Source organism: Mesorhizobium sp. CO1-1-11, from assembly GCF_020164995.1.
Lineage (GTDB): Bacteria > Pseudomonadota > Alphaproteobacteria > Rhizobiales > Rhizobiaceae > Mesorhizobium > Mesorhizobium australicum.
Genome location: NZ_JAIUHE010000008.1, coordinates 237,215 through 259,376 on the forward strand (window position 1 = coordinate 237,215; position 22,162 = coordinate 259,376).

Here is a 22,162-nt window from a genome sequence, read left to right on the forward strand (position 1 = left end):
TCCCCCTCCAATTGGCGATCCAGAATGTCAGAAACGTGGCAAGGGTGCACCGGCTCATCCAGGCAGGGGCACCGTCAACCCGACCTTGACGCGGTCCATGGCGACGAAGGTGCGGAACTTCCGCACATTGTTGCTGCCGAAGAACAGTTTTCGCGTCAGCGCCTCGTAGGCGCCCATGTCGGCCACGGCGATGACGAGGATGAAGTCGGCCTCGCCGGTGACATAATAGCATTGCTGTACTTGCGGCTCCGCCGAGAATTGCCGCTTGGCCTCGTCGATCAGTTCGGTGCGTTCGCTCTCGAGCTCCACCTCGACGAAGATAGTGATCGGCTGGCCGACGGCCGCCGGCTCGACAATGGCGACATTGCCGGTAATGACGCCGGTCTGCTCCATGCGCTTGATGCGGCGCTGCACGGCTGGCGCCGACAGGTTCACCGCCTCGCCGATCAGCCGTTGCGGCGTCGTGTTGTCCCGCTGCAGGATGGCAAGGATGGCGAGATCGAAGCTGTCGAGTGAGGCTGGCGACTGAGACATTGCTATCCTGACGAAACAAACTTGCATTTCGAGAGCCAAATTACGGCGCTTTTTGCGCAGGGTTTGCAATATATCTTCTCTTGGACGCCAAGGAGAGACCGCCAATGTTCCTGCCCAATCGCCATGCCTTGCACCGCCAGCCGCTGGACGAGGCCGACGCCGAAACCCTCGGCATCGCCGGGGCCGACACTGTCGAGCGTTTCCTTGCCCGCCGTGACAATCACTTGGCGACGCCGCTGCACGCCCTGCCGGCGTTGGCTGGCGAACTCGGTCTCGGCACCTTGCATGTCAAGGATGAGGGCTTTCGCCTCGGCCTAGGCAGCTTCAAGGCGCTGGGCGGCGCCTATGCGGTCTTCCGCCTGGTCCTGGAGGAGGCAAGCAAGCGGCTCGGCCGCTCCGTCGATGTCGGCGATCTCGATCGGCCCGAAGTCCGGTCGGTCGCGGCGACCATGACGGTTGCTTGTGCTACCGACGGCAATCATGGCCGCTCCGTCGCGCAAGGCGCCCAGCTTGTCGGCGCAAAGGCAGCGATCTTTGTCCATGCCGGCGTCAGTGACGGGCGCGTCGCGGCCATCGCCCGCTATGGGGCGGAGATGATCCGCGTCGACGGCAATTACGACGATTCGGTCAGGCAGGCGGCGCGCGTCGCTGCGGAGAAGGGCTGGACGGTGGTTTCCGATACCTCATGGCCGGGCTACGAACGCATTCCGGGCCTCGTCATGCAGGGCTACACCGCGATCGTGCGCGAGGCGCTGGGTCAGATATCCGAACCGCCGACCCATGTCTTCGTGCAGGCCGGCGTCGGCGGCATCGCGGCGGCGGTCGCCGGCCATCTCGCCATCGTGCTTGGCGAAGCCAGGCCGGTTTTCACGGTGGTGGAACCCGCCCGTGCCGCCTGCGTTTTCGGCGCCGCCAAGGCCGGGCATCCGGTCAAGATCGCGCATGGCGAGGCGACAGTCATGGCGATGCTCGAATGCTACGAGGCCTCGCCGGTCGCCTGGCGCGTGCTGGCACGCGTCGCCGATGCCTTCATGACCGTCGACGAGGACGAAGCCATCGCCGTGATGCGGCGGCTGGCCCGCCCGGCCGGCAACGATCCGGCCATCGTCGCCGGTGAAAGCGGCGGGGTCGGCCTTGCCGGGCTGATCCGGGCGATGACCGATCACAAGGCCGAGCTTGGCCTCGACGCCAGTTCGCGCGTGCTGGTCGTCAACACCGAAGGCGCGACAGATCCCCGCCGCTATGCCGAACTCGTCGGCACGAGTCCGGCAGATGTGCTTGCCGGCAAGGTGCTTTCTGGAGCGACGCCATGACCTTGATCGATGCAATGACCTCAATCGACGCACAAAGGCTGCTTGGCCGCATCCGCGAGCTCGGCGGCATCGGTCGTGATGGCGAGGGCAGATTGGTGCGGCTGGCCGCCTCCGACGCCGACAGGCTGGGTCGCGACCGCTTCGTCGGCTGGCTGCGCCAGGCCGGTCTCGAAATCGCCATCGATCGCATGGGAAATATCTTCGGCGTCTGGCAGGTGCCGGAGAATGCCGGCCATGCGCCGATCCTAGTCGGCTCGCATATCGACACCGTCATCGATGCCGGCATTTATGACGGCTGCTACGGCGTGCTCGCCGGGCTGGAGGTAATCGAGACGCTGAAGGCGTCGGCTCTTGTCCCGTCGCGCCCGCTCGCGGTCGCCGCCTTCACCAACGAGGAAGGGGTTCGCTATTCCCCCGACATGATGGGTTCACTGGTCCATGCCGGCGGCGTCGGGATCGACGAGGCGCTGGCGGCCGTCGGCACCGACGGCAGCGTGCTGGGAGAGGAACTGGCCCGCATCGGCTATGCCGGCGACGAGGAGCCGGGCTTCCTCAAGCCGCACGTCTATCTCGAATTGCATATCGAGCAGGGCCCGGTTCTGGAACGCGAAGGCGTGCCGATCGGTGCTGTGGAAAACCTGCAAGGCATCTCCTGGCAGCGCATCACCATAGACGGCGTCGCCAACCACGCCGGCACCACGCCGATGTCGATGCGCAATGACGCCGGGCATGCGGCCGCGCGTGTCGTCACGTTCCTGCACGACCGCGCCAAAGCTTCGAACACGCCGACCGTTGCAACGGTCGGCACGATGCGTTTCGAGCCAGACGCCATCAATGTCATTCCCTCGCGCGCCGTCTTCACCGTCGACCTGCGCGACCCTTTCGAGCATCGCCTGCAAGCCGAGGAAGCCGCACTCGCCGCGTTTCTTGAGGACCTCGCGGCCGATGATGGCGTCACGATCTCGGTCGAGCGGCTGGCCCGCTTCGAGCCGGTGATCTTCGATATCAGCATTGTCGAATTGATCGAAGCTGCCGCGAAGAAGCGCGGGTATGCATCCAAGCGCATGACCTCAGGCGCCGGCCACGATGCGCAGATGATGGCGCGCCTCGCGCCCGCGGCGATGATTTTCGTGCCGAGCGCCGGTGGCATCAGCCACAATCCGCGCGAACATACCGCCGATGCCGAGCTTGTCGCCGGCGCCAACATCCTGCTTGATATCGTTGCCCAGCTTGCGGATCAGGAGGTATCAGGCGATGGCTGAAATCGATCGTGATGTGCTGAAGCTGGAGATGACCGAATGGCGGCATGATCTGCACGCGCACCCTGAATTCGGCTTCGAGGAGGAGCGCACCGCGGCCTTCGTCGCCGCCAAGCTGCGCGAATTCGGACTGGACGATGTCGCCGAGGGTGTCGGCGGCACCGGCGTCGTCGGGACTTTGAAGCGCGGCAGCGGCAACCGCGCGATCGCGCTGCGGGCCGACATGGATGCTCTGCGCATATCAGAGCAATCAACCGCGCCATACCGCTCCGGCAATCCCGGAATCATGCATGCCTGCGGCCATGACGGCCACACGGCGATGCTGCTCGGTGCGGCCAAGCTCATGGCCGGGGAGGGCGGTTTCGACGGCACCGTGCGCTTCATCTTCCAGCCGGCGGAGGAATGGGGAAAAGGCGCGTTGGCGATGCTCGACGATGGCCTGATGCAGCGCTTTCCCTTCGACGAGATCTTTGGCCTGCACAACATGCCGGGCTTGCCGGTCGGACATTTCGAGACCCGCGCCGGCCCGGTTATGTCGGCCGAAGACGTCTTCGAGATCGTGCTCAGGGGATTGGGCGGTCACGCTGCGCGGCCGCATTCGGGTCAGGAAACGCTGGTCGCCGCCTGTGCGCTGGTTACCAACCTGCAGACCATCGTCTCGCGCCGGCTGAGCCCGGCCGACATCTCCGTGGTTTCGGTGACCGAACTGATCACCGATGGCACCCGCAACGCACTGCCGGGCATCGCCCGCATCCTTGGCGACGCGCGCAGCTTCCGCCCCGAGGTCAGCGCCGAGATCGAATGCCAGATGCGCATCATCGCCGAAGGCATCGCTACCGCCTACAATGTTGCCGCCGAGGTCAATTACACCAGGGAATTCGTGCCTTTGCGCAACGACGCCGAACTGGTCGACGCGGCCTTTGCCGCCGCCGAGGCTGTTTTCGAACCGGGCAATATCGCGGTTGCCCGCGAGCCGATGACGGCGTCGGAGGATTTCGCCCGCTTCCTCGACCACGTGCCGGGCTGCTTCGTCTTCCTCGGCAACGGCGAGGCCTCGGCGCCGCTTCACAATTCCAGTTACGACTTTAACGATGACGGGCTGTTGTTCGGCGCCAGTTTCCATGCCGCCATCGCCAGGCAGCGGCTTGGGACTTGAACCCCCGGGGGATTTTCGCGGCATTTAGCGGGGGAAAACGCCGGGGAAAGGCCGAAATCCTTGATCTGGCATGACGCTACGGCAAGACTCAGCTAGCCTCGCTCACGCGGCGGACCTGATATCCGCCTGGCCGGCGCTATCAGATTACCTCCCAAGCGGCGCCGGCCTTCTCTCCTGCATGGTAAATTAGATTTCGTTAAAGTTAGAACGCTCGCGCTCGGCGGAAGTTAGGGTTTTACTGTCATGGCTGTGGCACGCTTTTGGATGGCTGCGGGTTCATAGATGCGCGGGCGGAGCTGGATAAAGGCGGTGCGTCAGGACGAAGCGCGGCGGGTGCGCGCCCGCATCGCTCAACTCGAACGAGACTTGACCGCCGCCTCGGCGCAGACACGACAGCTGCGCCAGGACGCAGGCCACGAGCTGCGCAATGCCAAGTTCCGCCTCGAGCGTCTCGAGGAATGCATCGCGGCAATGCGGTGAAGATCCCGCAATCGTTTTTGCGCAATGCTCCATTCACTGGCTGGCAATGCCATTGTTCACGACAGGAATGGCGAGATCTTGATCGGCCCCAGTCGCCTTGGTCGGCGGCAATTTGTTGTCGCAGGCCGAGAAAGCCAAAGTCACCAGCGCGAGGATCAGTCCCAGCTTTTTCATGGCTACTTCCTCCACCCGCAGAACGAGGCGGTGTCGGTTTGGTTGCACGATTGCGCCGAGGGAACAAAATCCCCTGCCTCAGGTTGACCCAGCGAAGGAGGACCGCCGCATGATCCGTTTGCTTCTGGTTGGCACGCTGGCCTTTGTCACTTACCGTCTCGCCCGCAAGATGATCGACGAGGTTCCCGACAGTGTCGATCCGCTCTTGCTGCCAGCGCCCGCAAACGACCGCGAGGCGCTACGCCGGCAGTCGGCGTCGATGGGCGTTGACCCGAAACGCTGATTGCTCCCGCTGTATTGGCGGAGCTGCTTCTCTGTTGCGAACAAAGCGGAAACGATGCTTGATGGGCGATGAACCTCGCCGCCCATGATTCGACGTTTTTGGAACAGACCGGCCAGCCGGCCTATCTCGCCCGGCTGAACGACGCCCAACGCCAGGCCGTCGAACATGGCGACGGCAAGATTGCAGGCCCGCTGCTGGTTATCGCCGGCGCCGGCTCCGGCAAGACCAACACGCTGGCGCACCGCGTCGCCCACTTGATCGTCAAGGGAGCCGACCCGCGCCGCATCCTGCTGATGACGTTTTCGCGGCGCGCCGCATCCGAAATGGCGAGACGTGTCGAGCGCATCGCCGGCGAAGTGCTCGGCCGCGACGCCGCGGTGATCACGGACGCACTGACCTGGGCCGGCACTTTTCATGGCATCGGCGCGCGGCTGCTGCGGGACTATGCGCTGGAGATCGGCCTCGATCCGGCCTTCACCATCCATGATCGCGAGGATTCCGCCGATCTGATGAATCTCGTGCGCCACGAACTCGGTTTCTCCAGGACGGAAGCGCGCTTTCCGACCAAAGGCACCTGCCTTGCCATCTATTCGCGCGCCGTCAACGCGCAGGCGCCGCTGGGTGAGGTCCTGGGGTCCGCCTTCCCCTGGTGCGCCGGCTGGGCCGAGCAGCTCAAGCAATTGTTTGCCGGTTACGTGGAGGCCAAGCAGGCGCAGAATGTGCTCGATTACGACGATTTGCTGCTCTACTGGGCGCAGATGACCGCCGAGCCTGAAATCGCCACGCATCTGGGCGGACGGTTCGACCATGTGCTGGTCGACGAATACCAGGACACCAACCGGCTGCAGGCCTCGATCCTGATGGCACTCAAGCCCGACGGCGCCGGGCTGACGGTCGTCGGTGACGACGCGCAGTCGATCTATTCGTTCCGGGCCGCCGAAGTGCGCAACATCCTCGACTTCCCTAGACAGTTCGCGCGGATCGCCGATGTGGTGATGCTGGAGCGCAATTATCGCTCGACCGAGACCATTCTGGCGGCCGCCAACGCTGTCATCGGCGAAGCCTCGGAGCGCTTCACCAAGAACCTGTGGTCGGAACGCAAATCCGCCGACAAACCGAGACTTGTGACCGTGCGCGACGAGGTCGAACAAGCGAACTTCGTCTGCGACACCATCCTTGCCGAGCGCGAGGCCGGTACCGCGCTGAAGTCGCAGGCGGTGCTGTTTCGCGCCTCGCATCACAGCGGGCCGCTGGAGATCGAGCTGACGCGGCGCAACATCCCTTTCGTCAAGTTCGGTGGCCTGAAATTCCTCGATGCCGCGCATGTCAAAGACGTGCTGGCGGTACTGCGCTTTGCCGAAAATCCGCGCGATCGTGTCGCCGGTTTTCGCGTGCTGCAGCTTCTTCCCGGCATCGGCCCTTCCGCCGCCGCGCAGATCGTCGAGACCATGACGTCGGCACTGGACGAGGCAATGGGCCTGGCCGGCTGGCGTCCGCCACAGCGCGCCGCCGACGACTGGCCCGGCTTCGTCTCGCTCTATTCCGGCTTGCGCGCCGGCGCCAAATGGCCGGCCGATCTCGAACAGGTCAGGCTGTGGTACGAACCGCATCTGGAGCGCATCCACGAGGATGCGATCACGCGCCGCGCCGACCTGCTGCAACTCGAGCAAATCGGCTCGGGCTATGCTTCGCGCGAACGCTTCCTGACCGAGCTGACGCTCGATCCGCCGGACGCAACCAGCGACCAGGCCGGCCCGCCGCACCGCGACGAGGATTATTTGATCCTGTCGACCATCCATTCGGCCAAGGGCCAGGAGTGGAAGAACGTCTTCGTGCTGAACACGGTCGATGGCTGCATTCCGGCCGATCTCGGTGTCGGCACCAAGGAAGATATCGAGGAGGAGCGACGGTTGCTCTACGTGGCGATGACACGGGCCAAGGACAATCTCAACCTCGTCATGCCCCAGCGCTTCTTTCCGCATGGCCAGGCGGCACGCGGCGACCGCCATGTCTACGCCTCGCGCACCCGTTTCATTCCGGCCTCCATCCTCGCCGCGTTCCAGCAGCTTTCGTGGCCGGCCGCGCAAGCGGCGCAGGGCAGGGCGCCCCGGCCGGAGGTGCGCGTCGACATCGGCGCGCGCATGCGCGGCATGTGGAAATAGCAGGAAGCCGATGCCGCAGCCGCCGATCAGGATCGCCATATCAGGCGCTCTCGGCCGCATGGGTCGCCGGATGGTGGATGCGGTACGGGCCGATGCGCGTCTTGCGCTCGCCGGCTGCTTTCACCGTCCGGGCAGTGTCGGCAATGGGCTGGTGAGCCGCGACGAGGCAATTGCCATGGCCGACGTGGTCGTCGACTTCACCACGCCGGCCGCCTCCGTGGAACTGGCCAGATTGTGTGCCGGAAGGGGCGGGCCAGCCCTGGTGATTGGCTCGACGGGTTTCGAGGCCGCCGAGATGGCCACCATCGCCGATGCCGCGAAAACCATTGCCATCGTGCGCTCCGGCAGCTTCTCGCTCGGGCTCAACATGCTGGTCGGATTGGTCGAACAGGCGGCGCGGGCGCTCGACCCCGATGACTGGGATGCGGAGATTTTCGAGGCGCATCATCGCCACAAGATCGACGCGCCTTCGGGCACGGCGCTGATGCTGGGGCAGGCTGTTGCCGGCGGACGCGAAATCGGGCTGGAGACGGTTGCGAGGCGCGTCCGCGATGGCGTCACCGGCGCGCGGCCGGCGGGCGAGATAGGCTTCGCGGTGGCGCGGGGTGGCGCCATCATTGGTGAGCACAGCGTCAGCTTCTGCACGGAAGGCGAGACCGTCACCTTGGCGCATTCGGCTGGTGACCGCATCATGTTTGCACGCGGCGCCATCGCCGCGGCATTGTGGGTGGCGGGCCGCGCTCCCGGCGAATACGACATGCGCGACGTATTGGGTTTTGGCGCATCGTAACCAGCAAATCCTGGCTGTTTTCATTCCCCGGTTGCTAAAGTGGCTGAAAGCCAGCTGAAAGCTTGGGCATGCAATTGATTCATTGCGGCGTTCGCCGCGTGACCGGTGCGGGAGTGGCCGGCAGGAGGAATGCGGCGCAGCCTGGATGGCGCGCCGCCCAGGTGGAGGAAGTTACATGACCGGTTTGATCTCGAAGTGCATCTTGCGTTCGGCGGCGCTGACGCTCGCCATTGTCGGCACGGGCGCGACCGCGGCGTCCGCCGCGGACAAGATCACCATCATTGTCGGCGGCATGGAAAAGCAGATTTACCTGCCGGCCGTGCTCACCCAGCAGCTCGGCTACTTCAAGGATGAGGGGCTCGACGTCGAACTGATCAACTCGCGAGCCGGCGTCGAGGCCGAGAATGAATTGCTGGCCGGCGCCGTGCAGGGTGTTGTCGGCTTTTATGACCACACTGTCGACCTACAGTCAAAGGGCAAATACATCGAGTCGATCGTCCAGTTCAGCCAGGCCCCTGGCGAGGTCGAACTGGTCTCCGCCAAGCACCCGGAGATCAAGTCGCCGGCCGACTTCAAGGGCGCCACGCTGGGCGTCACCGGGCTTGGGTCGTCGACCGATTTCCTGACCCAATATCTTGCCGTCCGCAGCGGCCTGAAGCCGGGTGATTACACGCTGCTGCCGGTAGGCGCCGGCAACACCTTCATCGCCGCAGTCAAGCAGGACCAAATTCAGGCCGGCATGACCACGGAGCCGACCATCGCGAAATTGCTCAAGACCGGCGAGGCCAGTGTCCTGGTCGACATGCGCACGCCCGAAAAGACCAAGGAAGCGCTGGGCGGCGACTATCCTGCGGCATCCTTCTACGTCCAGTCTTCCTGGGTCGAAGGCCACAAGGACGAAGCACAGAAGCTCGCCAATGCCTTCGTCAAGACGATGAAGTTCATCGCCGGCCATTCGGCCGAGGAGATCGCCGACAAGATGCCGAAGGACTATTACGCCGGCAACAAGGATCTCTATATCCAGGGGCTCGCCGGCGGCAAGGCGATGTTCACGCCCGACGGACGCATGCCGGCCGATGGCCCCGAGACGGTGCTGAAAGTTCTGTCGACCTTCTCCAAGAGCCTGCAGGGCAAGCAGATCGACCTGTCGAAAACCTTCACGACGGAATTCGTCGACGCCGCCAAGTAGGCAGGCAGGCGAGGCGGGTTACCCGGTTCGCCCTTGAGGAACAACAAGTTGCGCCGCTGGCCTGAATCGATTTGGCAGCGGCGCGCCTACCGATGTCGAGAGATGGCGACCACAAGTTTTGGCCGCAGGCATTCTCGCATCATCGCCACAGGAGTATGCCATGCAAGTGCAAACGATGGCGGCTGAGAAGTTGTCTCAGGCCGCGCCGCCGGCCGATGCCGCGATCGCCATCGATGATGTGACGCTACGCTTCGTCACGCCCGACGGCCATATGATGACGGCGATCCGCGACTTCACCATGACGGTGGCGCGTGGCGAATTCGCCTGCGTCGTCGGGCCGACCGGCTGCGGCAAGTCGACGACGCTCAACCTCGTCACCGGCCTGCTGCGGCCGACCACAGGTCATGTCCGCGTCATGGGCAAACCGGTCACCGATATCAGCCGCGACATCGGTTTCGTCTTCCAGGCCGATGCGCTTTTTCCCTGGCGAAGCGTCATCGACAATGTCGCCGCCGGTCCGCTTTATCGCGGGATCCCCAAGGCGCAGGCCTATGATCGGGCCCGCGACTGGATCGCCCGCGTCGGCCTCGGCCGCTTCGAAAAACATTATCCGCACCAGCTTTCGGGCGGCATGCGCAAGCGCGTCGCCCTTGCCCAGACCTTCATCAACCAGCCGAAGATTCTGCTTATGGACGAGCCGTTCAGTGCGCTCGACATGCAGACGCGCACGGCCATGCAGGACGAATTGCTCGGCCTGTGGTCGGAACAGAAATCCTCCGTCGTCTTCGTCACCCACGATCTGGAGGAGGCGGTGGCGCTGGCCGACAAGGTCTATGTGCTCACCGCCGGGCCGGGAACGGTCAAGAGTGTCTACCGCATCGACCTGCCGCGTCCGCGTGTCATGGCCGACATCCGTTACGACCCGAAATTCGTCGAGATCGCCAAGGTGATCTGGAACGACCTGCGCGAAGAAGTGCAGCTCGGCCAGAGCCGCACCTTGCAGAGCGGGCATTGAGAGGAGACACCAACATGACCGCTATCTCTCCCACCGCTTCCCATGCCGCCGTCCGCGATGCCTCCATTGCCGTTGCCGAGGCCCGGGCGAGGGCCCGGCTGCGCCGCCGCCATGCTTTGGTCATCGGCCTGCGCCTGGCTATCCTCGTTGCGTTCCTTGGCCTGTGGGAACTCGGCGCCGACTATAACATCATCGACCCGTTCTTCTTCGCCAGCCCCTCGGGCATCTGGGAACAGATCTGGTCCTGGATCACCGAGGGCACCTCGCAGGGACCGCTCTGGCTGCAGATCTATGTGACGCTGGAGGAAACCTTCCTCGGCTTCGCCATCGGCGCACTGGGCGGCATCGCCGCCGGCATCATTCTCGGCCGCAACCGGCTGCTGGCCGATGTCTTTTCGATCTACATCAAGATCGCCAATTCCGTGCCGCGCGTCGTGCTCGGCTCAGTCTTCATCATCGCGCTCGGCCTCGGCATGGCCTCGAAAGTGGCGCTCGCCGTGGTGATGGTGTTCTTCGTCGTTTTCGCCAACGCCTTCCAGGGGGTTCGCGAGGCCGACAGGGCGATGATCGCCAACGCCCAGATCCTCGGTGCCTCGCCGTTCCAGATCACCCGCACCGTCATTATCCCGTCGGCGATGAGCTGGATCCTGGCCAGCCTGCATGTCAGCTTCGGCTTTGCCTTGGTCGGCGCCGTGGTCGGCGAATTCCTCGGCGCCAAGCAAGGCATGGGCCTGCTGATCTCGACCGCGCAGGGCGCCTTCAACGCCAATGGCGTCTTCGCCGCCATGATCATCCTGGCGGTTATGGCGCTGGTGGTGGAATTCATCATCACCCGCTTCGAGAACTATGTCGTCAAGTGGCGGCCGGCGCCGTTCAACGAGCAGGGCACCTGATTTTGTTCCGAGGACAGTACGAGCCCGCGCTTGGTGCGGGTCGGTTCAGGCCAGGGGCAACCTGACCTCGACCACCAGACCGCCGGCCGCGCCATCCCCGAGGGTGACGCGGCCGCCGGCATTCTCGACAACCTCGCGCACGATGGCGAGGCCCAGGCCGCTGCCTTCCTCGGTCGAACCGGCGATGCGATAAAAGCGCTCGAACACGTGATCCCGCTCTTCGGCCGGGATGCCGGGTCCGTCATCGGCTACCGTCAACACGGCTTCGCTATCGATGGCGGCCAGCTTCACCGTCACGCTGGCGCCTGCCGTCGAGTAACGCAGCGCGTTGTCGACAAGATTGACGATCATCTCGCGCAGCATGGTGCCGTCGCCAATGACTGCAACCGGCCCTGTTTCCTCCAGCCCGAGATCGATCTTGCGGGCGATCGCCGCGGGCGCCTGCGTTTCCAGTACATGGCGGGCGGCTTCTGTCAGGTCGATGCGATCGGCGCGTGGCCGCCGGCTGCCAGGCTCGGCACGCGACAGGGTGAGCAATTGTTCGGCCAGCCGCGCCAGCTTGCCGGAGCTGGCCTGCAGCGCCACCAGCGCTTCCTGGCGCGCATCGGTGGCGGTTTCGCGTAGCGCATAGCTTGCCTGCGTCGATAGCAGCGCCAGCGGCGTGCGCAATTGATGTGCGGCATTGGCGATGAAACGGCGCTGCGCTCCCATCTGCGCGCGCACCCGTTCCATGTAGGCGTTGAGCGCCTCTATCAGAGGCCGGATTTCGCTCTGCGCGCCCGGCACGTCAACCGGATCGAGGTCGCTTCGGCTTGGCGAACGCACCGCGTCGCGCAGGCTCATCAATGGTGCCAGGCCGCGGCGCAGGCCAAGCAGCACGAACACGCCGGCGATCGCCACCAGCGCCAGTTGCTGGACGAAGGCGCTGAACCACAGCCGCTTCACCATCGCATCATGCCCGGAGAGCGTTATGCCCACGGTGACCGTTATGGGGGAATCGCCGCCGGCGCCGATCACCGCGTGGCTGAGCGTCAAGAGCCGCAACATATGGTCGCGATAGCTCGCCTCGACGCTCGCATGCCGCGGCGCTTGCGGCAAATCGGGGTAACCGGTCAGCAACCGTCCTCCGGCGGTCTCGACGCGATAGTAGACGCTGTCGCGATCGCCGGTATCGAACATCTCGATCGCCGCCGGCGGGATGGTGGCATCGAGTACGCCATCGGCCATGGCGACCTGCTCGGCGATGGCACGGGCCGAGCCGACCAGCATGCGGTCGGTGACCAGATCGGCGGTCGCCAGAGCGTTGCGCTGGCTGGTCCACAGATTGATGGTCGCAAGCCCGGCCAGGGGGAGCACGACCCAGGCCAGCAATTGCAGGCGCAGGCTGTTAGTCTTCATAGCGCCAAATCATCATGGCGCCAGGTCCTCATGGCGCAAGAGATAGCCGAGGCCACGCAAAGTGGTGATCTGGACCCGCGACCCCTCGAGCTTCTTGCGCACACGGTGCACATAGATCTCGATGGCGCTTGGATCGGCGTCGGTCTCGAAATCGTAGATCGCTGCCGACAGGGCGGCCTTGCTTACCGTACGTCCCGCCTTGATCATCAATTGTTCAAGCACGGCATGTTCGCGTGGTGTCAGGGCCAGTGTTTCACCGCCGAGCGAAAACAGCCTGGTGTTGGTGTCGAAGATGAGGTCGCCGCAGGCAACGACCGGTGCCGTCCGGTCATTGGCGCGGCGCAGTTGCACGCGGATGCGCGCTTCGAGCTCCTCTACCTGGAAGGGCTTCGCCAGATAGTCGTCGGCGCCTTCGTTGAGGCCTTTGACCCGGCCATCGAGGCTGGCATTGGCAGTCAGTACGATCACCGGCACCCGGTTGCCGCGGGCTCGCAGCATGCGCAGCACTTCCAGTCCGCCCATGCGGGGCAACGCAAGGTCGAGAATGACAAGCGCGTGGTCGCCGGCGGCAAGCGCGTGCTCGACATCCTCGCCGTCATGGACGATGTCGACGACATAATTCGCCTGGCGCAAGGTCTTGCCTAGCCAGTCCGCCAGTTCGCGATTGTCCTCCACAAGCAGCAATCGCATGTCTATTGCCGTTCCAGCATCCACTTCGGTCTCAACGGCCACCAAGGCTCGATCGACGATCCCATTCGGCAATCGGAACCCGGATGATCGATAGTATCGATCGCAACGCAAGGCAAATGCGGCTTGGCTGCGGCCGGCGATGGGTTTTCGCGGGCTAGATGCCTCGTTTGAAACATAAATCGAACCGAACGGTTCGGTTCTGGTTGACGGATTGTATCGCAAACAGTGAACAATAGGCGCGAATCGGTCGGGGTTTGCGTCTGCGGGAGAAACGCTAATCCACTGAAAACGTTTGAGAATTCAGGCTAAAAATGCTGCAATGCAATATGCATTGTCCATAATATGGTGAAATACTGCAAAGCCGACGCGACTGGTAATTCCAAAAGGCCTTCCCCATCTGGAGGTGGTCCGAGCGACGCGAAATCCTCCCAAGGGCACGCCACTAGACGGACAGAACAAAGAAATTCTGGAGTAAATAAAATGACCAAGATCGCTCTTACCGCCGCCGCCATCCTCGTTGCCACGGGCACTGCTTTTGCCGGCAGCGACAATTATGGCTCGGCCAACGCCAACCAGCCTGCCGCCAACGTCGACCATTCGGTCACTGCTTCGACCTCGAAGTCGACGGCCGCGTCGGTCCAGGCTCCGCAGGGCGCTGACCGCAACCTCTTCGGCCGCTAATCGCGACTGCCAATCCATCCAACTTTGAATTCAGGAGTACTTGAAATGACCAAGATCGCACTCACCGCCGCTGCCATCCTCGTTGCCACTGGCACCGCTTTTGCCGGCAGCGACAACTACGGTTCCGACAACGCCAACCAGCCGGTTGCCAGCCAGTCGACCTCCAACGTCGACACCTTCCACACCGGTTCGATCCTGAAGGCGGACAAGGCGCAGGCCGATGCCAATGCCAACGTTCCGGCTCAGTCGGGCCAGGGCATCTGGGGCCGCTAATCCCTTCTAGCATCGCGTGACTACAAAGAGCGGTGGGCCTGGCCCGCCGCTCTTGTTTTGTGACAAATGGAATCAGGCGAGCCAGTCGGGTTCAGTCGTGCCGGATAGCCGTCGAACAAGTGCCGGCCAGCGCGCCGATCACGGATCGAACCAATCGGTTCAATTAATGTTGACGCTCCGTGAACGCCCGGCGAACGCCCCCTCGGCGAAACAAAGCGTGATACTCCGTGAGTTGCGCAACAAGAGACTGATAGCGTTGATAAAAAACACTTCTGCCGAATCCGTGCCCCAGCCTCGATGTCCGAAATCGGGCCGTGAAGGAACATCTTCGTGATTGGAAGCCGACGAACGAAAAACCCACTTTCAGCTGGTCCGAGCGACGCGAAATTCCTCCCAAAGGCACGCCACTTGACGGACAGACCAGACCTATCGGAGTAAAGAAATGAACAGGATCGCACTTACCGCCGCCGCCATTCTCGTTGCCACGGGCGGCGCCTTCGCCGGCAGCGACAATTATGGCTCTGACAATGTCAATCAGCCGGCGGTCACCGCGCCCGCGGGTAAAATCGACCACAGCTATACGGCTTCGATCCGCAAGCCGGTCGAACACCGCGGTTTCAAGCTGACGCCCGATTCCAATCAGCCTGATCCCGGCCAGGGCAACTGGGGCAACTGATCCACGCCGGCCTCGCCTGGCTTGACGACAAAGAGCGGTGGGCCTGGCCCGCCGCTCTTGTTTTGAGGTTCAGACCGAAGGCCGCCGATCTTACCAGTCGGCAGAAACATCTCACGTCCAGGAATAAAACCAGGCTGCTTCTGGTCTTCTCCTCAGCGGAACCGTCCTCCCAAGACGCCGCCCAACGGATGAACAGGAGATTGAAATGAACAGACTTGCTCTCGCTACCGCCGCTATCCTTGTCGCAGCCGGGGGTGCATTCGCCGGCAGCGACCACTATGGCTCCTACAATGCCAACCAGCCGGTCGCCCCGGTCGCCGGCGTGGATCACGCCGCCACGGGCGCCGTCAACGACACGGATATGATCAAACACAAGACCGCCGACACCAAGATGAAGCCAGCCACCGACTGGCCCGAGCCTGGCCAGGGCATCTGGGGTAACTGATGTCGCGGCTGCGGCGGGTCTGATCTGCCGCACCCGCGGACATTAGACTTCTAGCTCAGATCCTTCGGCCGCAGGCAATGTGTCAGCCTGGCGGCCGACACCCCGGACCAATCGTCTTCAAGGACGAAGCGCGCGAGGGCTGCTGTCGGAAACTTTTCCTCGAGCCTCTTGCGCGCCTTCGCCTCCGATCCCGGTCCGGCAAGCTGTTTTGCCAGCTCCTCAAGGCCCGGATTGTGGCCGAGAACCAGCAGGCAGCTGGTCGAAGGGTCCGCTTTGCGTAGCTGACCCAGAATATCCGCCGCTGCGGCATCGTAGAGCGCCTCGGCAAACGCGACCCGGGGATGCACTGGCAGTTCCGCCGCCACCAGCCGCCAGGTATCGCGGGTGCGCAGCGCCGGCGACACCAGCGCCTGATCCGGCAGCCAGTTGCGCGCTCCAAGCTCGCGGCCGATCAGCCGGGCCGCCTTCAACCCACGTTCCGCCAGCGGTCGGTCGAAATCGTCGAGGTCAGGGTCGTCCCAACTCGATTTGGCATGACGCAGCAGGAGCAGCTGTTTCATCGCTGCGCTCTCGCTCAGGGCGTGATCCGCGCCAGGTGCTCGAGGTCGGCTTCCTCGCGCAGCGGATCGGGCGCCATCACCACCGAGGTGCCGTTGTCGGCATCGTCGGCGAAGTGGGCAAGAACCGTATGCCCGGCCTCCATGCGTGCCTTGCCTTCGGCGACCAGTCCAAGCGCCAGCGGGTAGAGCCGGTGCTCTGCCTTGAGCACGCGCGCGGCCAGCGTATCCGCATTGTCGCCGACCATCACCGGCACGGCCGCTTGCGCGATGATCGGGCCATCATCCATCTCGGACGTGACGAAATGCACCGTGCAGCCATGGATGCGGATGCCGGCGGCCAACGCGCGCGCATGGGTGTCGAGCCCCTTGAAGGCCGGCAGCAGGGCAGGGTGGATGTTGATCATGCGGCCCTGCCATTTCTGGACAAAGCCGGGGGTCAGGAGGCGCATATAGCCGGCCAGCGCCACGATGTCGGCGTTGAAGGCCGCAAGTGCCGCGTCGATCGCCGCGTCATGCGCCTGCTTGCTGCCATGGTCGGCGCGGGAAACGACCTGGGTGGCGATGCCGCGTGCCCTGGCGATGCCGAGGCCGGCGGCGTCCGCCTTGTCGGAAATGACGCCGGCAATCTCGGCCGGGAAGGCCGGATCGCTGGCCGCCGCGATCAGCGCGGTCATGTTGGAGCCGCGCCCCGAAATCAGGACAACGGTGCGTTTTCTCTGCGTGCTCATAGGCCGATCGAACCCCGATAGATGGCGCCGGCGTCGCGACGCGGCACGATGCGGCCGATCGGCGTCACCGTCTCGCCGGCTTCCTGCAGCACGGCCGCGACCTGCGCCGCCTGACCGGAAGCGACAGCCAAAATCATGCCGATGCCGCAATTGAAAGTTCGCATCATCTCCTCTGGCGCCACGCCGCCTGTCTTGGCCAGCCAGGAAAACACCGGCGGCACGTCGATGGCATTGAGGTCAAGTTCGGCGGAAAAGTCCTTGGGCAGCACGCGCGGAATGTTTTCCGGAAAACCGCCGCCGGTGATGTGCGCCAGCGCCTTGATGCCATGCGTGTTGCGGATCGCCTTGAGGATCGACTTGACGTAGATGCGGGTGGGTTCGAGCAGTGCCTCGGCAAGCGTCGCCTCGTCGTTGAACGGTGCTGGATCGTTCCACGCCAGACCGCTGGCGGCGACGATGCGGCGCACCAGCGAGAAACCATTCGAATGCAGGCCAGAAGAGGCCAGCCCGAGCAGCACGTCGCCCTCGACGATGTCGTCGGTGGGCAGGAGCTGGCCGCGTTCGGCCGCACCCACGGCAAAGCCAGCAAGGTCATAGTCCTTGCCGTGATACATGCCCGGCATTTCCGCCGTCTCGCCGCCGATCAGCGCGCAGCCGGCCTGACGGCAGCCCTGCGCGATGCCGCCGACGATCGCGGCACCCTGATCGGGATCGAGTTTGCCGGTGGCGAAATAGTCGAGGAAGAACAGCGGTTCGGCGCCCTGCACGACGATGTCGTTGACGCACATGGCGACAAGGTCGATGCCGATCGTGTCGTGTTTTCCCGCCTCGATGGCGATCTTGAGCTTGGTGCCGACGCCGTCATTGGCTGCTACCAGCACCGGATCGGTGAAACCGGCCGCTTTCAGATCGAACAGGCCGCCGAAGCCGCCGATCTCGCCATCGGCGCCCGGCCTGCGCGTCGCGCGCACCAGCGGCTTGATCTTCTCGACCATGAGGTTGCCGGCATCGATATCGACGCCCGCCTGCGCATAGGTGAGCCCGTTTCCGCGCTTGGCCGTTTTGTTCTGGCCCGTTTTATGCTGGCCGGTTTCGCGCTTGCTCATCGCAATGTTCCTGCTCGTTTGCGGGCTCTTCGCATGAACGGTTTCGGTCCGCAAGGATAACGGCCGAACCGGGCTTCGTTTGGCCGACAAAAGCGTGGATAGCCGGGGGCATCGCACTCAGTGCTTGCGGCTGGCCCAGCCGGCTCTCCCTTGCCTCGGCCCTCCATCTCCCTCATCTATCTCAACGCATAATACGGCGGGACAATGCGTTGACCATCCCCAACCTGATCACCATGCTGCGCGTTGTCCTGGTGCCTGCCGTGGTGTTGGCCATGCTGCAGGCGCGTTGGGACTGGGCCTTTGCCGGCTTCGTCGTTGCCGGCATTTCCGACGGCGTCGACGGCTTCATCGCCCGCCGCTTCAACCAGCAGTCCAGGTTCGGCGCCTATCTCGATCCGATCGCCGACAAGCTGCTGCTGGTTTCGGTGTTCGTCGTCATGGGCATCATCGGGCAGTTGCCGCTGTGGCTGGTCGTCACCATGGTGTCGCGTGACGCCTTGATCGTCTGCGCGGTCCTGTTGTCCACGGCGATGGCCCATCCGGTCGAGATCAAACCGTTCCTGGTCTCGAAGGCGAATACCGCCGTCCAGATCGTGCTGGCGGCGGTTGTGCTGGGCGAACTCGCCTTTGCCGTGCACCTCGACCCTCTGCGGCCAGGCCTCATATTGCTGTCCGGGGTCTTGACCGTGGCTTCGGCCGCGGCCTATCTCGTGGCTTGGCTGAGGCATATGAGCGGCTATGGCGAAGGCGGTAAATCAGGCTGACAAGCCCATCGACGGCAGGCCTGCCCGCAAGCCGGCCGCCCGCAAGGCGGCGCTGGGCAAGACCGACGACGGCCAGATGGTTGTCGTCGTGCCGGAAGGCGAGACGGCGGCAGAGGCCGAGGCGTCGGCCACGTTCCGGCGCCAGATATTCTTCTGGCTGGCGGGTGCCGCGATCCTGGCGCTCTTCCTTTATGTCTTCAGCGACATCCTGCTGCCCTTCGTCGCCGGCATGGTGCTTGCCTATTTCCTCGATCCGGTCGCCGACCGTCTGCAGCGGCTCGGCCTCAGCCGCTTCATGGCGACGGTGGTCATCCTCATCACATTCCTGATCGTGCTGGTGCTGGCCTTGGTCATCCTCATTCCGGTGCTGGCGACACAGATGGCCGATTTCGCCGGCAAGCTGCCGGAGTACCTGACCCGGCTGCAGAGCCTGATCACCTCCTTTGATCCGAAGTGGCTGGAACAGAAATTCGGCGTCAACGCCAATGGCTTGCGCGATGGGTTGAACTCACTGCTGACCTCCGGTTTCGGCCTGCTCACGACGGTTTTCACTTCGATCTGGAGTTCGGGCGTGGCGCTGGTCTCGGTGGTCAGCCTGTTCGTGGTGACGCCGGTCGTGGCCTTCTACATGCTGCTCGACTGGGACCGCATGGTGGCGGTCATCGACAGCTGGGTGCCGCGCGACAACGTCGCCACGGTCCGCGCCATCGCGCGCGACGTCAACACCGCCACTGCTGGCTTCGTGCGCGGCCAGGGTACGCTCTGCCTGGTGCTGGGCGCCATGTACGCCACCGGCCTTACGCTGACCGGGCTGAACTTCGCCATCCTCATCGGCCTGTTCGCCGGGCTGATCTCCTTCATCCCCTATGTCGGCTCATTGACCGGGCTGGTGCTGGCCGTCGGCGTCGCCTTCGTTCAGTTCTGGCCTGACTGGACGATGATCGTCGCGGTTGCGGTGGTCTTCTTCATCGGCCAGTTCATCGAAGGCAACATCCTGCAGCCCAGGCTGGTCGGCAAAAGCGTCGGCCTGCATCCTGTATGGCTGATGTTCGCGCTGTTCGCCTTCGGCGCGCTGTTCGGCTTCGTCGGCCTTCTGATTGCCGTGCCGGCTTCGGCGGCGGTTGCGGTGCTGGTGCGATTTGCCATCGCCCGTTATCTCGAATCGCCGCTCTACAAAGGCCATGCGACAGAACCCGCGCCGGCATTGCCAGCCGATCGCGGCGGCGGCCACCGCTCGCAACCGCGTCGCTGAAGTGACCGCGCAGCGAACCGACCCGCCACGCCAGTTGCCGCTCGATCTCGGCCATGGCACCGGTTACTCGCGTGACGAGCTGGTCGTCTCCGGTACCAACAACCAGGCGGCCGCACTGGTCGACCGCTGGCCGGATTGGCCAGCACCGGTGGTGGTGCTGGCGGGCCCAGCCGGCTCCGGCAAGACGCATCTGGCCTCGATCTGGGGCGCGCGCGCCAAGGCGGTGACTGTCGACGCTAGGCGCATTGGCGACAGCATCGCAAATCTTGGTGCCCGCCCGGCCCTGATCGATGATGTCGACGCAGGCGCGGTCGACGAACTGGGCCTGTTCCATCTCATCAATGCGGTGCGTGGCGCCGGCTCGACGCTGCTTTTGACCGCACGCCGCTTTCCCTCGGCCTGGGGTGTATCGCTGCCCGATCTTGCATCGCGGCTCAAGGCGGCGGCGACCGTCGAGATCCATGAGCCCGATGATCTCCTGCTCGCCGGCGTCATCACCAAGCTGTTCGCCGACCGCCAGGTCGAGGTCGAGCCGCATGTCGTGCAGTATTTGGTGCGGCGCATCGAGCGTTCTCTGGCAACCGCCATACGAGTGGTGGAGCGCCTGGATCGTAGCGCCCTGGAGCGCAAGATGCCGATTACAAGGGCATTGGCCGCCGAAACCGTGAGCGCCATGGATGAAGGGCAGGGCGAGTTCGAGATTTGATGACTTCAGGGTTCCAGCGGTCCTCCGTCTCGACCTGAGTCCCATTTTGGGAAACAAGACTGGCACTCATCTTGCTGTGTGAGCTTGCCGGCTGACCCCGGTCCTGATTGCGTTCCAAATCAGGTTGTAGGCTCGCCGGGACTGAGGCGGTTAGGGTTCTCGCCCGGCGAGCTTGCGTTCCAAATGCGTCGAGCGGGTGCCGCCGCAGCGGACATCCACCCCAACGACACCGACCGCCCCGCATCGTCGAGACTCTTGAAATGGACCAACTCGACTGACGGGCTTGGTTTCGAGGTGGTGGTAACGCCGGCCTCGGCCCGGCGCATCGCCGAGGCCTATGCGCGATGGGGCAGGGGCAGCCATCCGGCCGCGCTCAGTTTCGGCGATTGTTTCTCCTATGAGGTGGCGAAGGAGCACGCTTGCCGGCTGTTGTATGTCGGAGCCGATTTTTCGAAGACCGATATCGAGGGTGTGCTCTCAACGTAGCACTGTTGGCCGGTGAGCTTGCGGCCAGTCACAGCCACATTCTGACGAAATGCCGGACCAACAGATAGACGGCCGAGTGCGCGGCAATATAACAGGCCGCGACCAGCACAAAAATCCCGATGCTGGCTGCCCATGAACGGGAGGCGACGGTGCCAGGTGCGAGCCTGCCGTGCCTGCGGCTCTCGCGATTGTTCCACATCGCCAAGGCCGCACAGGCGATCGCCCATGCCACCATGAACGGAACCGTCACGCCCGCATAGGCGAAATAGGCCGGCCCGAACAGCGACACCCAAGCATCGATCCCAAGCACCGCAAATCCCTCGTTTGCCGCAGCTTAAGCCGGCAACGGCGATGGAAGCGAGCCTGAAATACTGACACGCGGATAAGGGCCAAAACCCCCTCGGTGCCATCGGTGTCGCATTTTAAGGAGAAATGGTCGGAGTGGAGAGATTCGAACTCCCGACCCTCTGGTCCCAAACCAGATGCGCTACCAGCCTGCGCTACACTCCGAACGGTCTGTTGCCTATTCATTTCGGTGGTACATGGCAAGTGCAAAAACCTTGCCGCCGCTGCCAATGCGCAGTAATGACGGGCGAAGAGGCGGCGATGCCGCCTCGCACAACAAAGAGGTGGCTATGTCCGCGCGCATTTTCAGCCCAGCCAAAACCGCGATGCAGTCCGGCAAGGCCAAGACCGGCCATTGGGTGCTGGAATTCGACCCCGAGATGCGCAAGAAGATCGATCCCCTGATGGGCTACACCACGTCGGGTGACATGAGAAGCCAGATCAGGCTCACCTTCGACACGCGCGAAGAAGCGGTCGCCTACGCCGAAAAGGAAGGGCTCGCCTTCCGTGTCGAGGAACCGAAAGAGACCAAGCGCCGCCAGATTTCCTATGCGGAGAATTTCCGCTATGACCGCAGGACGCCCTGGACGCACTGAAAGGCGGCAGGCCCAAGCATCCAGCCGGCCGTTGGCCGGCCGACGGTCCCGTAGCTCAGCTGGATAGAGCACCGGCCTTCTAAGCCGATGGTCACAGGTTCGAATCCTGTCGGGATCGCCATAATTTCAATGGTCCGTTCCGGACACATAGGTTACGGTTTATACCGGAGACATGGGTAACACTTTTGGCCCGAAGGGGTTTTGGAGT

General features: G+C 63.8%; 27 protein-coding genes and 2 tRNA genes. 20 read left to right on the top strand and 9 right to left on the bottom strand.

All coding sequences use genetic code 11. The features are described 5' to 3' along the window. Positions 1–54: 54 nt before the first annotated feature. Positions 55–534: an Lrp/AsnC family transcriptional regulator gene (locus tag LB554_RS11860; protein ID WP_015318455.1), complete on the bottom strand. Its 480-nt coding sequence runs from the start codon at positions 532–534 to the stop codon at positions 55–57. A gap of 104 nt (positions 535–638) precedes the next feature. Here LB554_RS11860 and LB554_RS11865 point away from each other — a divergent pair, with 104 nt between their 5' ends. The 4 genes from LB554_RS11865 (at position 639) to LB554_RS11880 (ending at position 4,742) form a co-directional block, all read left to right on the top strand. Then, the gene (locus tag LB554_RS11865; RefSeq protein ID WP_224584694.1) at positions 639–1,847 is read left to right on the top strand and encodes a diaminopropionate ammonia-lyase; all 1,209 of its coding nucleotides are present in this window, start codon (positions 639–641) and stop codon (positions 1,845–1,847) included. Positions 1,848–1,861: 14 nt separating this feature from the next. Next, on the top strand, positions 1,862–3,109 hold the full coding sequence (locus LB554_RS11870; protein ID WP_224584722.1) for a Zn-dependent hydrolase: 1,248 nt from the start codon (positions 1,862–1,864) through the stop codon (positions 3,107–3,109). Then, positions 3,102–4,262, top strand: coding sequence for a M20 aminoacylase family protein (locus LB554_RS11875; protein WP_224584696.1), 1,161 nt, complete (start codon positions 3,102–3,104; stop codon positions 4,260–4,262). Before LB554_RS11870 ends, LB554_RS11875 begins: the two co-directional genes overlap by 8 nt. A 309-nt stretch (positions 4,263–4,571) precedes the next feature. Then, positions 4,572–4,742 (top strand): hypothetical protein, encoded by a 171-nt coding sequence (locus tag LB554_RS11880; RefSeq protein ID WP_224525574.1) that lies wholly within the window; start codon positions 4,572–4,574, stop codon positions 4,740–4,742. Positions 4,743–4,775: 33 nt separating this feature from the next. Here the strand turns inward: LB554_RS11880 and LB554_RS11885 are convergent, their stop codons facing one another. Next, positions 4,776–4,916, bottom strand: coding sequence for a hypothetical protein (locus LB554_RS11885; protein WP_015318450.1), 141 nt, complete (start codon positions 4,914–4,916; stop codon positions 4,776–4,778). A gap of 109 nt (positions 4,917–5,025) precedes the next feature. On the opposite strand from LB554_RS11885, the gene LB554_RS11890 reads away from it, so the two are divergent. From LB554_RS11890 to LB554_RS11915, 6 genes are all read left to right on the top strand, one after another. Continuing rightward, positions 5,026–5,199, top strand: coding sequence for a hypothetical protein (locus LB554_RS11890; protein WP_015318449.1), 174 nt, complete (start codon positions 5,026–5,028; stop codon positions 5,197–5,199). 68 nt (positions 5,200–5,267) lie between these two features. Beyond that, positions 5,268–7,361: an ATP-dependent helicase gene (locus tag LB554_RS11895; RefSeq protein ID WP_224584698.1), complete on the top strand. Its 2,094-nt coding sequence runs from the start codon at positions 5,268–5,270 to the stop codon at positions 7,359–7,361. Between the two features lie 10 nt (positions 7,362–7,371). Continuing rightward, positions 7,372–8,151, top strand: a complete 780-nt coding sequence (dapB, locus tag LB554_RS11900) for a 4-hydroxy-tetrahydrodipicolinate reductase (protein ID WP_224584700.1) — start codon at positions 7,372–7,374, stop codon at positions 8,149–8,151. Between the two features lie 175 nt (positions 8,152–8,326). Further along, complete coding sequence (locus LB554_RS11905) at positions 8,327–9,340, top strand: ABC transporter substrate-binding protein (protein ID WP_140617183.1); 1,014 nt, start codon at positions 8,327–8,329, stop codon at positions 9,338–9,340. A gap of 160 nt (positions 9,341–9,500) precedes the next feature. Further along, positions 9,501–10,355, top strand: a complete 855-nt coding sequence (locus LB554_RS11910) for an ABC transporter ATP-binding protein (RefSeq protein WP_015318445.1) — start codon at positions 9,501–9,503, stop codon at positions 10,353–10,355. 14 nt (positions 10,356–10,369) lie between these two features. Then, positions 10,370–11,248, top strand: coding sequence for an ABC transporter permease (locus LB554_RS11915; RefSeq protein WP_015318444.1), 879 nt, complete (start codon positions 10,370–10,372; stop codon positions 11,246–11,248). A 45-nt stretch (positions 11,249–11,293) separates the two neighbouring features. Here LB554_RS11915 and LB554_RS11920 read toward each other — a convergent pair whose 3' ends face one another. Both LB554_RS11920 and LB554_RS11925 read right to left on the bottom strand, forming a co-directional pair. Further along, the gene (locus LB554_RS11920) at positions 11,294–12,646 is read right to left on the bottom strand and encodes a sensor histidine kinase (RefSeq protein WP_224584702.1); all 1,353 of its coding nucleotides are present in this window, start codon (positions 12,644–12,646) and stop codon (positions 11,294–11,296) included. Between the two features lie 12 nt (positions 12,647–12,658). After that, positions 12,659–13,336, bottom strand: coding sequence for a response regulator (locus LB554_RS11925; RefSeq protein WP_140617181.1), 678 nt, complete (start codon positions 13,334–13,336; stop codon positions 12,659–12,661). Between the two features lie 480 nt (positions 13,337–13,816). On the opposite strand from LB554_RS11925, the gene LB554_RS11930 reads away from it, so the two are divergent. From LB554_RS11930 to LB554_RS11945, 4 genes are all read left to right on the top strand, one after another. Continuing rightward, complete coding sequence (locus LB554_RS11930; protein ID WP_224584704.1) at positions 13,817–14,017, top strand: DUF680 domain-containing protein; 201 nt, start codon at positions 13,817–13,819, stop codon at positions 14,015–14,017. A 45-nt stretch (positions 14,018–14,062) separates the two neighbouring features. Next, on the top strand, positions 14,063–14,290 hold the full coding sequence (locus LB554_RS11935; RefSeq protein WP_015318440.1) for a DUF680 domain-containing protein: 228 nt from the start codon (positions 14,063–14,065) through the stop codon (positions 14,288–14,290). 442 nt (positions 14,291–14,732) lie between these two features. Next, positions 14,733–14,966, top strand: a complete 234-nt coding sequence (locus LB554_RS11940; protein ID WP_015318439.1) for a DUF680 domain-containing protein — start codon at positions 14,733–14,735, stop codon at positions 14,964–14,966. Positions 14,967–15,171: 205 nt separating this feature from the next. After that, positions 15,172–15,411, top strand: a complete 240-nt coding sequence (locus LB554_RS11945; protein WP_140664751.1) for a DUF680 domain-containing protein — start codon at positions 15,172–15,174, stop codon at positions 15,409–15,411. A gap of 50 nt (positions 15,412–15,461) precedes the next feature. Here LB554_RS11945 and LB554_RS11950 read toward each other — a convergent pair whose 3' ends face one another. Genes LB554_RS11950 through purM form a run of 3 tightly spaced genes read right to left on the bottom strand, consistent with a single transcriptional unit; the run spans position 15,462 to position 17,805 of the window. Then, positions 15,462–15,971: a SixA phosphatase family protein gene (locus LB554_RS11950; RefSeq protein WP_015318437.1), complete on the bottom strand. Its 510-nt coding sequence runs from the start codon at positions 15,969–15,971 to the stop codon at positions 15,462–15,464. A gap of 14 nt (positions 15,972–15,985) precedes the next feature. Continuing rightward, entirely contained in the window at positions 15,986–16,699 is a 714-nt protein-coding gene (purN, locus tag LB554_RS11955) for a phosphoribosylglycinamide formyltransferase (protein ID WP_140717864.1), read from the bottom strand. Continuing rightward, complete coding sequence (purM, locus tag LB554_RS11960; RefSeq protein WP_224584705.1) at positions 16,696–17,805, bottom strand: phosphoribosylformylglycinamidine cyclo-ligase; 1,110 nt, start codon at positions 17,803–17,805, stop codon at positions 16,696–16,698. Before purM ends, purN begins: the two co-directional genes overlap by 4 nt. A gap of 209 nt (positions 17,806–18,014) precedes the next feature. Between purM and LB554_RS11965 the strand changes: the two genes are divergently transcribed. The 4 genes from LB554_RS11965 (at position 18,015) to LB554_RS11980 (ending at position 21,013) form a co-directional block, all read left to right on the top strand. Continuing rightward, positions 18,015–18,569 carry a CDP-alcohol phosphatidyltransferase family protein gene (locus tag LB554_RS11965; RefSeq protein WP_015318434.1) on the top strand — a complete coding sequence of 185 codons (555 nt, stop codon included), beginning with the start codon at positions 18,015–18,017 and terminating at the stop codon, positions 18,567–18,569. 76 nt (positions 18,570–18,645) lie between these two features. Continuing rightward, a complete protein-coding gene (locus LB554_RS11970; protein ID WP_140726476.1) occupies positions 18,646–19,821 on the top strand; it encodes an AI-2E family transporter in 1,176 nt (391 codons plus the stop codon). Position 19,822: 1 nt separating this feature from the next. Further along, a complete protein-coding gene (gene hdaA, locus LB554_RS11975; RefSeq protein ID WP_224584708.1) occupies positions 19,823–20,527 on the top strand; it encodes a DnaA regulatory inactivator HdaA in 705 nt (234 codons plus the stop codon). A 183-nt stretch (positions 20,528–20,710) separates the two neighbouring features. Next, positions 20,711–21,013 (top strand): type II toxin-antitoxin system VapC family toxin, encoded by a 303-nt coding sequence (locus LB554_RS11980; protein WP_224584709.1) that lies wholly within the window; start codon positions 20,711–20,713, stop codon positions 21,011–21,013. A gap of 28 nt (positions 21,014–21,041) precedes the next feature. On the opposite strand, the gene LB554_RS11985 is transcribed toward LB554_RS11980, so the two are convergent. Together LB554_RS11985 and LB554_RS11990 are read right to left on the bottom strand one after the other, a co-directional pair. Then, positions 21,042–21,323, bottom strand: a complete 282-nt coding sequence (locus LB554_RS11985; protein WP_224584711.1) for a hypothetical protein — start codon at positions 21,321–21,323, stop codon at positions 21,042–21,044. Positions 21,324–21,446: 123 nt separating this feature from the next. Then, a tRNA-Pro gene (locus LB554_RS11990) sits at positions 21,447–21,523 on the bottom strand. A gap of 125 nt (positions 21,524–21,648) precedes the next feature. Here LB554_RS11990 and LB554_RS11995 point away from each other — a divergent pair. Both LB554_RS11995 and LB554_RS12000 read left to right on the top strand, forming a co-directional pair. Next, entirely contained in the window at positions 21,649–21,954 is a 306-nt protein-coding gene (locus tag LB554_RS11995) for an ETC complex I subunit (protein WP_015318428.1), read from the top strand. A 44-nt stretch (positions 21,955–21,998) separates the two neighbouring features. After that, positions 21,999–22,075, top strand: a tRNA-Arg gene (locus LB554_RS12000). Positions 22,076–22,162: the final 87 nt, after the last annotated feature.

Bases quoted from the DNA above. Each gene is read 5' to 3' on its own strand.
- LB554_RS11870 (WP_224584722.1), top strand. From the start codon at position 1,862: ATGACCTCAATCGACGCACAAAGGCTGCTTGGCCGCATCCGCGAGCTC.
- LB554_RS11935 (WP_015318440.1), top strand. From the start codon at position 14,063: ATGACCAAGATCGCACTCACCGCCGCTGCCATCCTCGTTGCCACTGGC.
- LB554_RS11860 (WP_015318455.1), bottom strand. From the start codon at position 534: ATGTCTCAGTCGCCAGCCTCACTCGACAGCTTCGATCTCGCCATCCTT.
- LB554_RS11925 (WP_140617181.1), bottom strand. From the start codon at position 13,336: ATGCGATTGCTGCTTGTGGAGGACAATCGCGAACTGGCGGACTGGCTA.
- LB554_RS11930 (WP_224584704.1), top strand. From the start codon at position 13,817: ATGACCAAGATCGCTCTTACCGCCGCCGCCATCCTCGTTGCCACGGGC.
- LB554_RS11905 (WP_140617183.1), top strand. From the start codon at position 8,327: ATGACCGGTTTGATCTCGAAGTGCATCTTGCGTTCGGCGGCGCTGACG.
- LB554_RS11970 (WP_140726476.1), top strand. From the start codon at position 18,646: ATGGTTGTCGTCGTGCCGGAAGGCGAGACGGCGGCAGAGGCCGAGGCG.
- LB554_RS11865 (WP_224584694.1), top strand. From the start codon at position 639: ATGTTCCTGCCCAATCGCCATGCCTTGCACCGCCAGCCGCTGGACGAG.
- LB554_RS11945 (WP_140664751.1), top strand. From the start codon at position 15,172: ATGAACAGACTTGCTCTCGCTACCGCCGCTATCCTTGTCGCAGCCGGG.
- purM (WP_224584705.1), bottom strand. From the start codon at position 17,805: ATGAGCAAGCGCGAAACCGGCCAGCATAAAACGGGCCAGAACAAAACG.
- LB554_RS11885 (WP_015318450.1), bottom strand. From the start codon at position 4,916: ATGAAAAAGCTGGGACTGATCCTCGCGCTGGTGACTTTGGCTTTCTCG.
- LB554_RS11915 (WP_015318444.1), top strand. From the start codon at position 10,370: ATGACCGCTATCTCTCCCACCGCTTCCCATGCCGCCGTCCGCGATGCC.
- LB554_RS11980 (WP_224584709.1), top strand. From the start codon at position 20,711: ATGCGTCGAGCGGGTGCCGCCGCAGCGGACATCCACCCCAACGACACC.
- LB554_RS11920 (WP_224584702.1), bottom strand. From the start codon at position 12,646: ATGAAGACTAACAGCCTGCGCCTGCAATTGCTGGCCTGGGTCGTGCTC.
- LB554_RS11950 (WP_015318437.1), bottom strand. From the start codon at position 15,971: ATGAAACAGCTGCTCCTGCTGCGTCATGCCAAATCGAGTTGGGACGAC.
- LB554_RS11995 (WP_015318428.1), top strand. From the start codon at position 21,649: ATGTCCGCGCGCATTTTCAGCCCAGCCAAAACCGCGATGCAGTCCGGC.
- LB554_RS11875 (WP_224584696.1), top strand. From the start codon at position 3,102: ATGGCTGAAATCGATCGTGATGTGCTGAAGCTGGAGATGACCGAATGG.
- LB554_RS11940 (WP_015318439.1), top strand. From the start codon at position 14,733: ATGAACAGGATCGCACTTACCGCCGCCGCCATTCTCGTTGCCACGGGC.
- purN (WP_140717864.1), bottom strand. From the start codon at position 16,699: ATGAGCACGCAGAGAAAACGCACCGTTGTCCTGATTTCGGGGCGCGGC.
- dapB (WP_224584700.1), top strand. From the start codon at position 7,372: ATGCCGCAGCCGCCGATCAGGATCGCCATATCAGGCGCTCTCGGCCGC.
- LB554_RS11910 (WP_015318445.1), top strand. From the start codon at position 9,501: ATGCAAGTGCAAACGATGGCGGCTGAGAAGTTGTCTCAGGCCGCGCCG.
- LB554_RS11890 (WP_015318449.1), top strand. From the start codon at position 5,026: ATGATCCGTTTGCTTCTGGTTGGCACGCTGGCCTTTGTCACTTACCGT.
- LB554_RS11895 (WP_224584698.1), top strand. From the start codon at position 5,268: ATGAACCTCGCCGCCCATGATTCGACGTTTTTGGAACAGACCGGCCAG.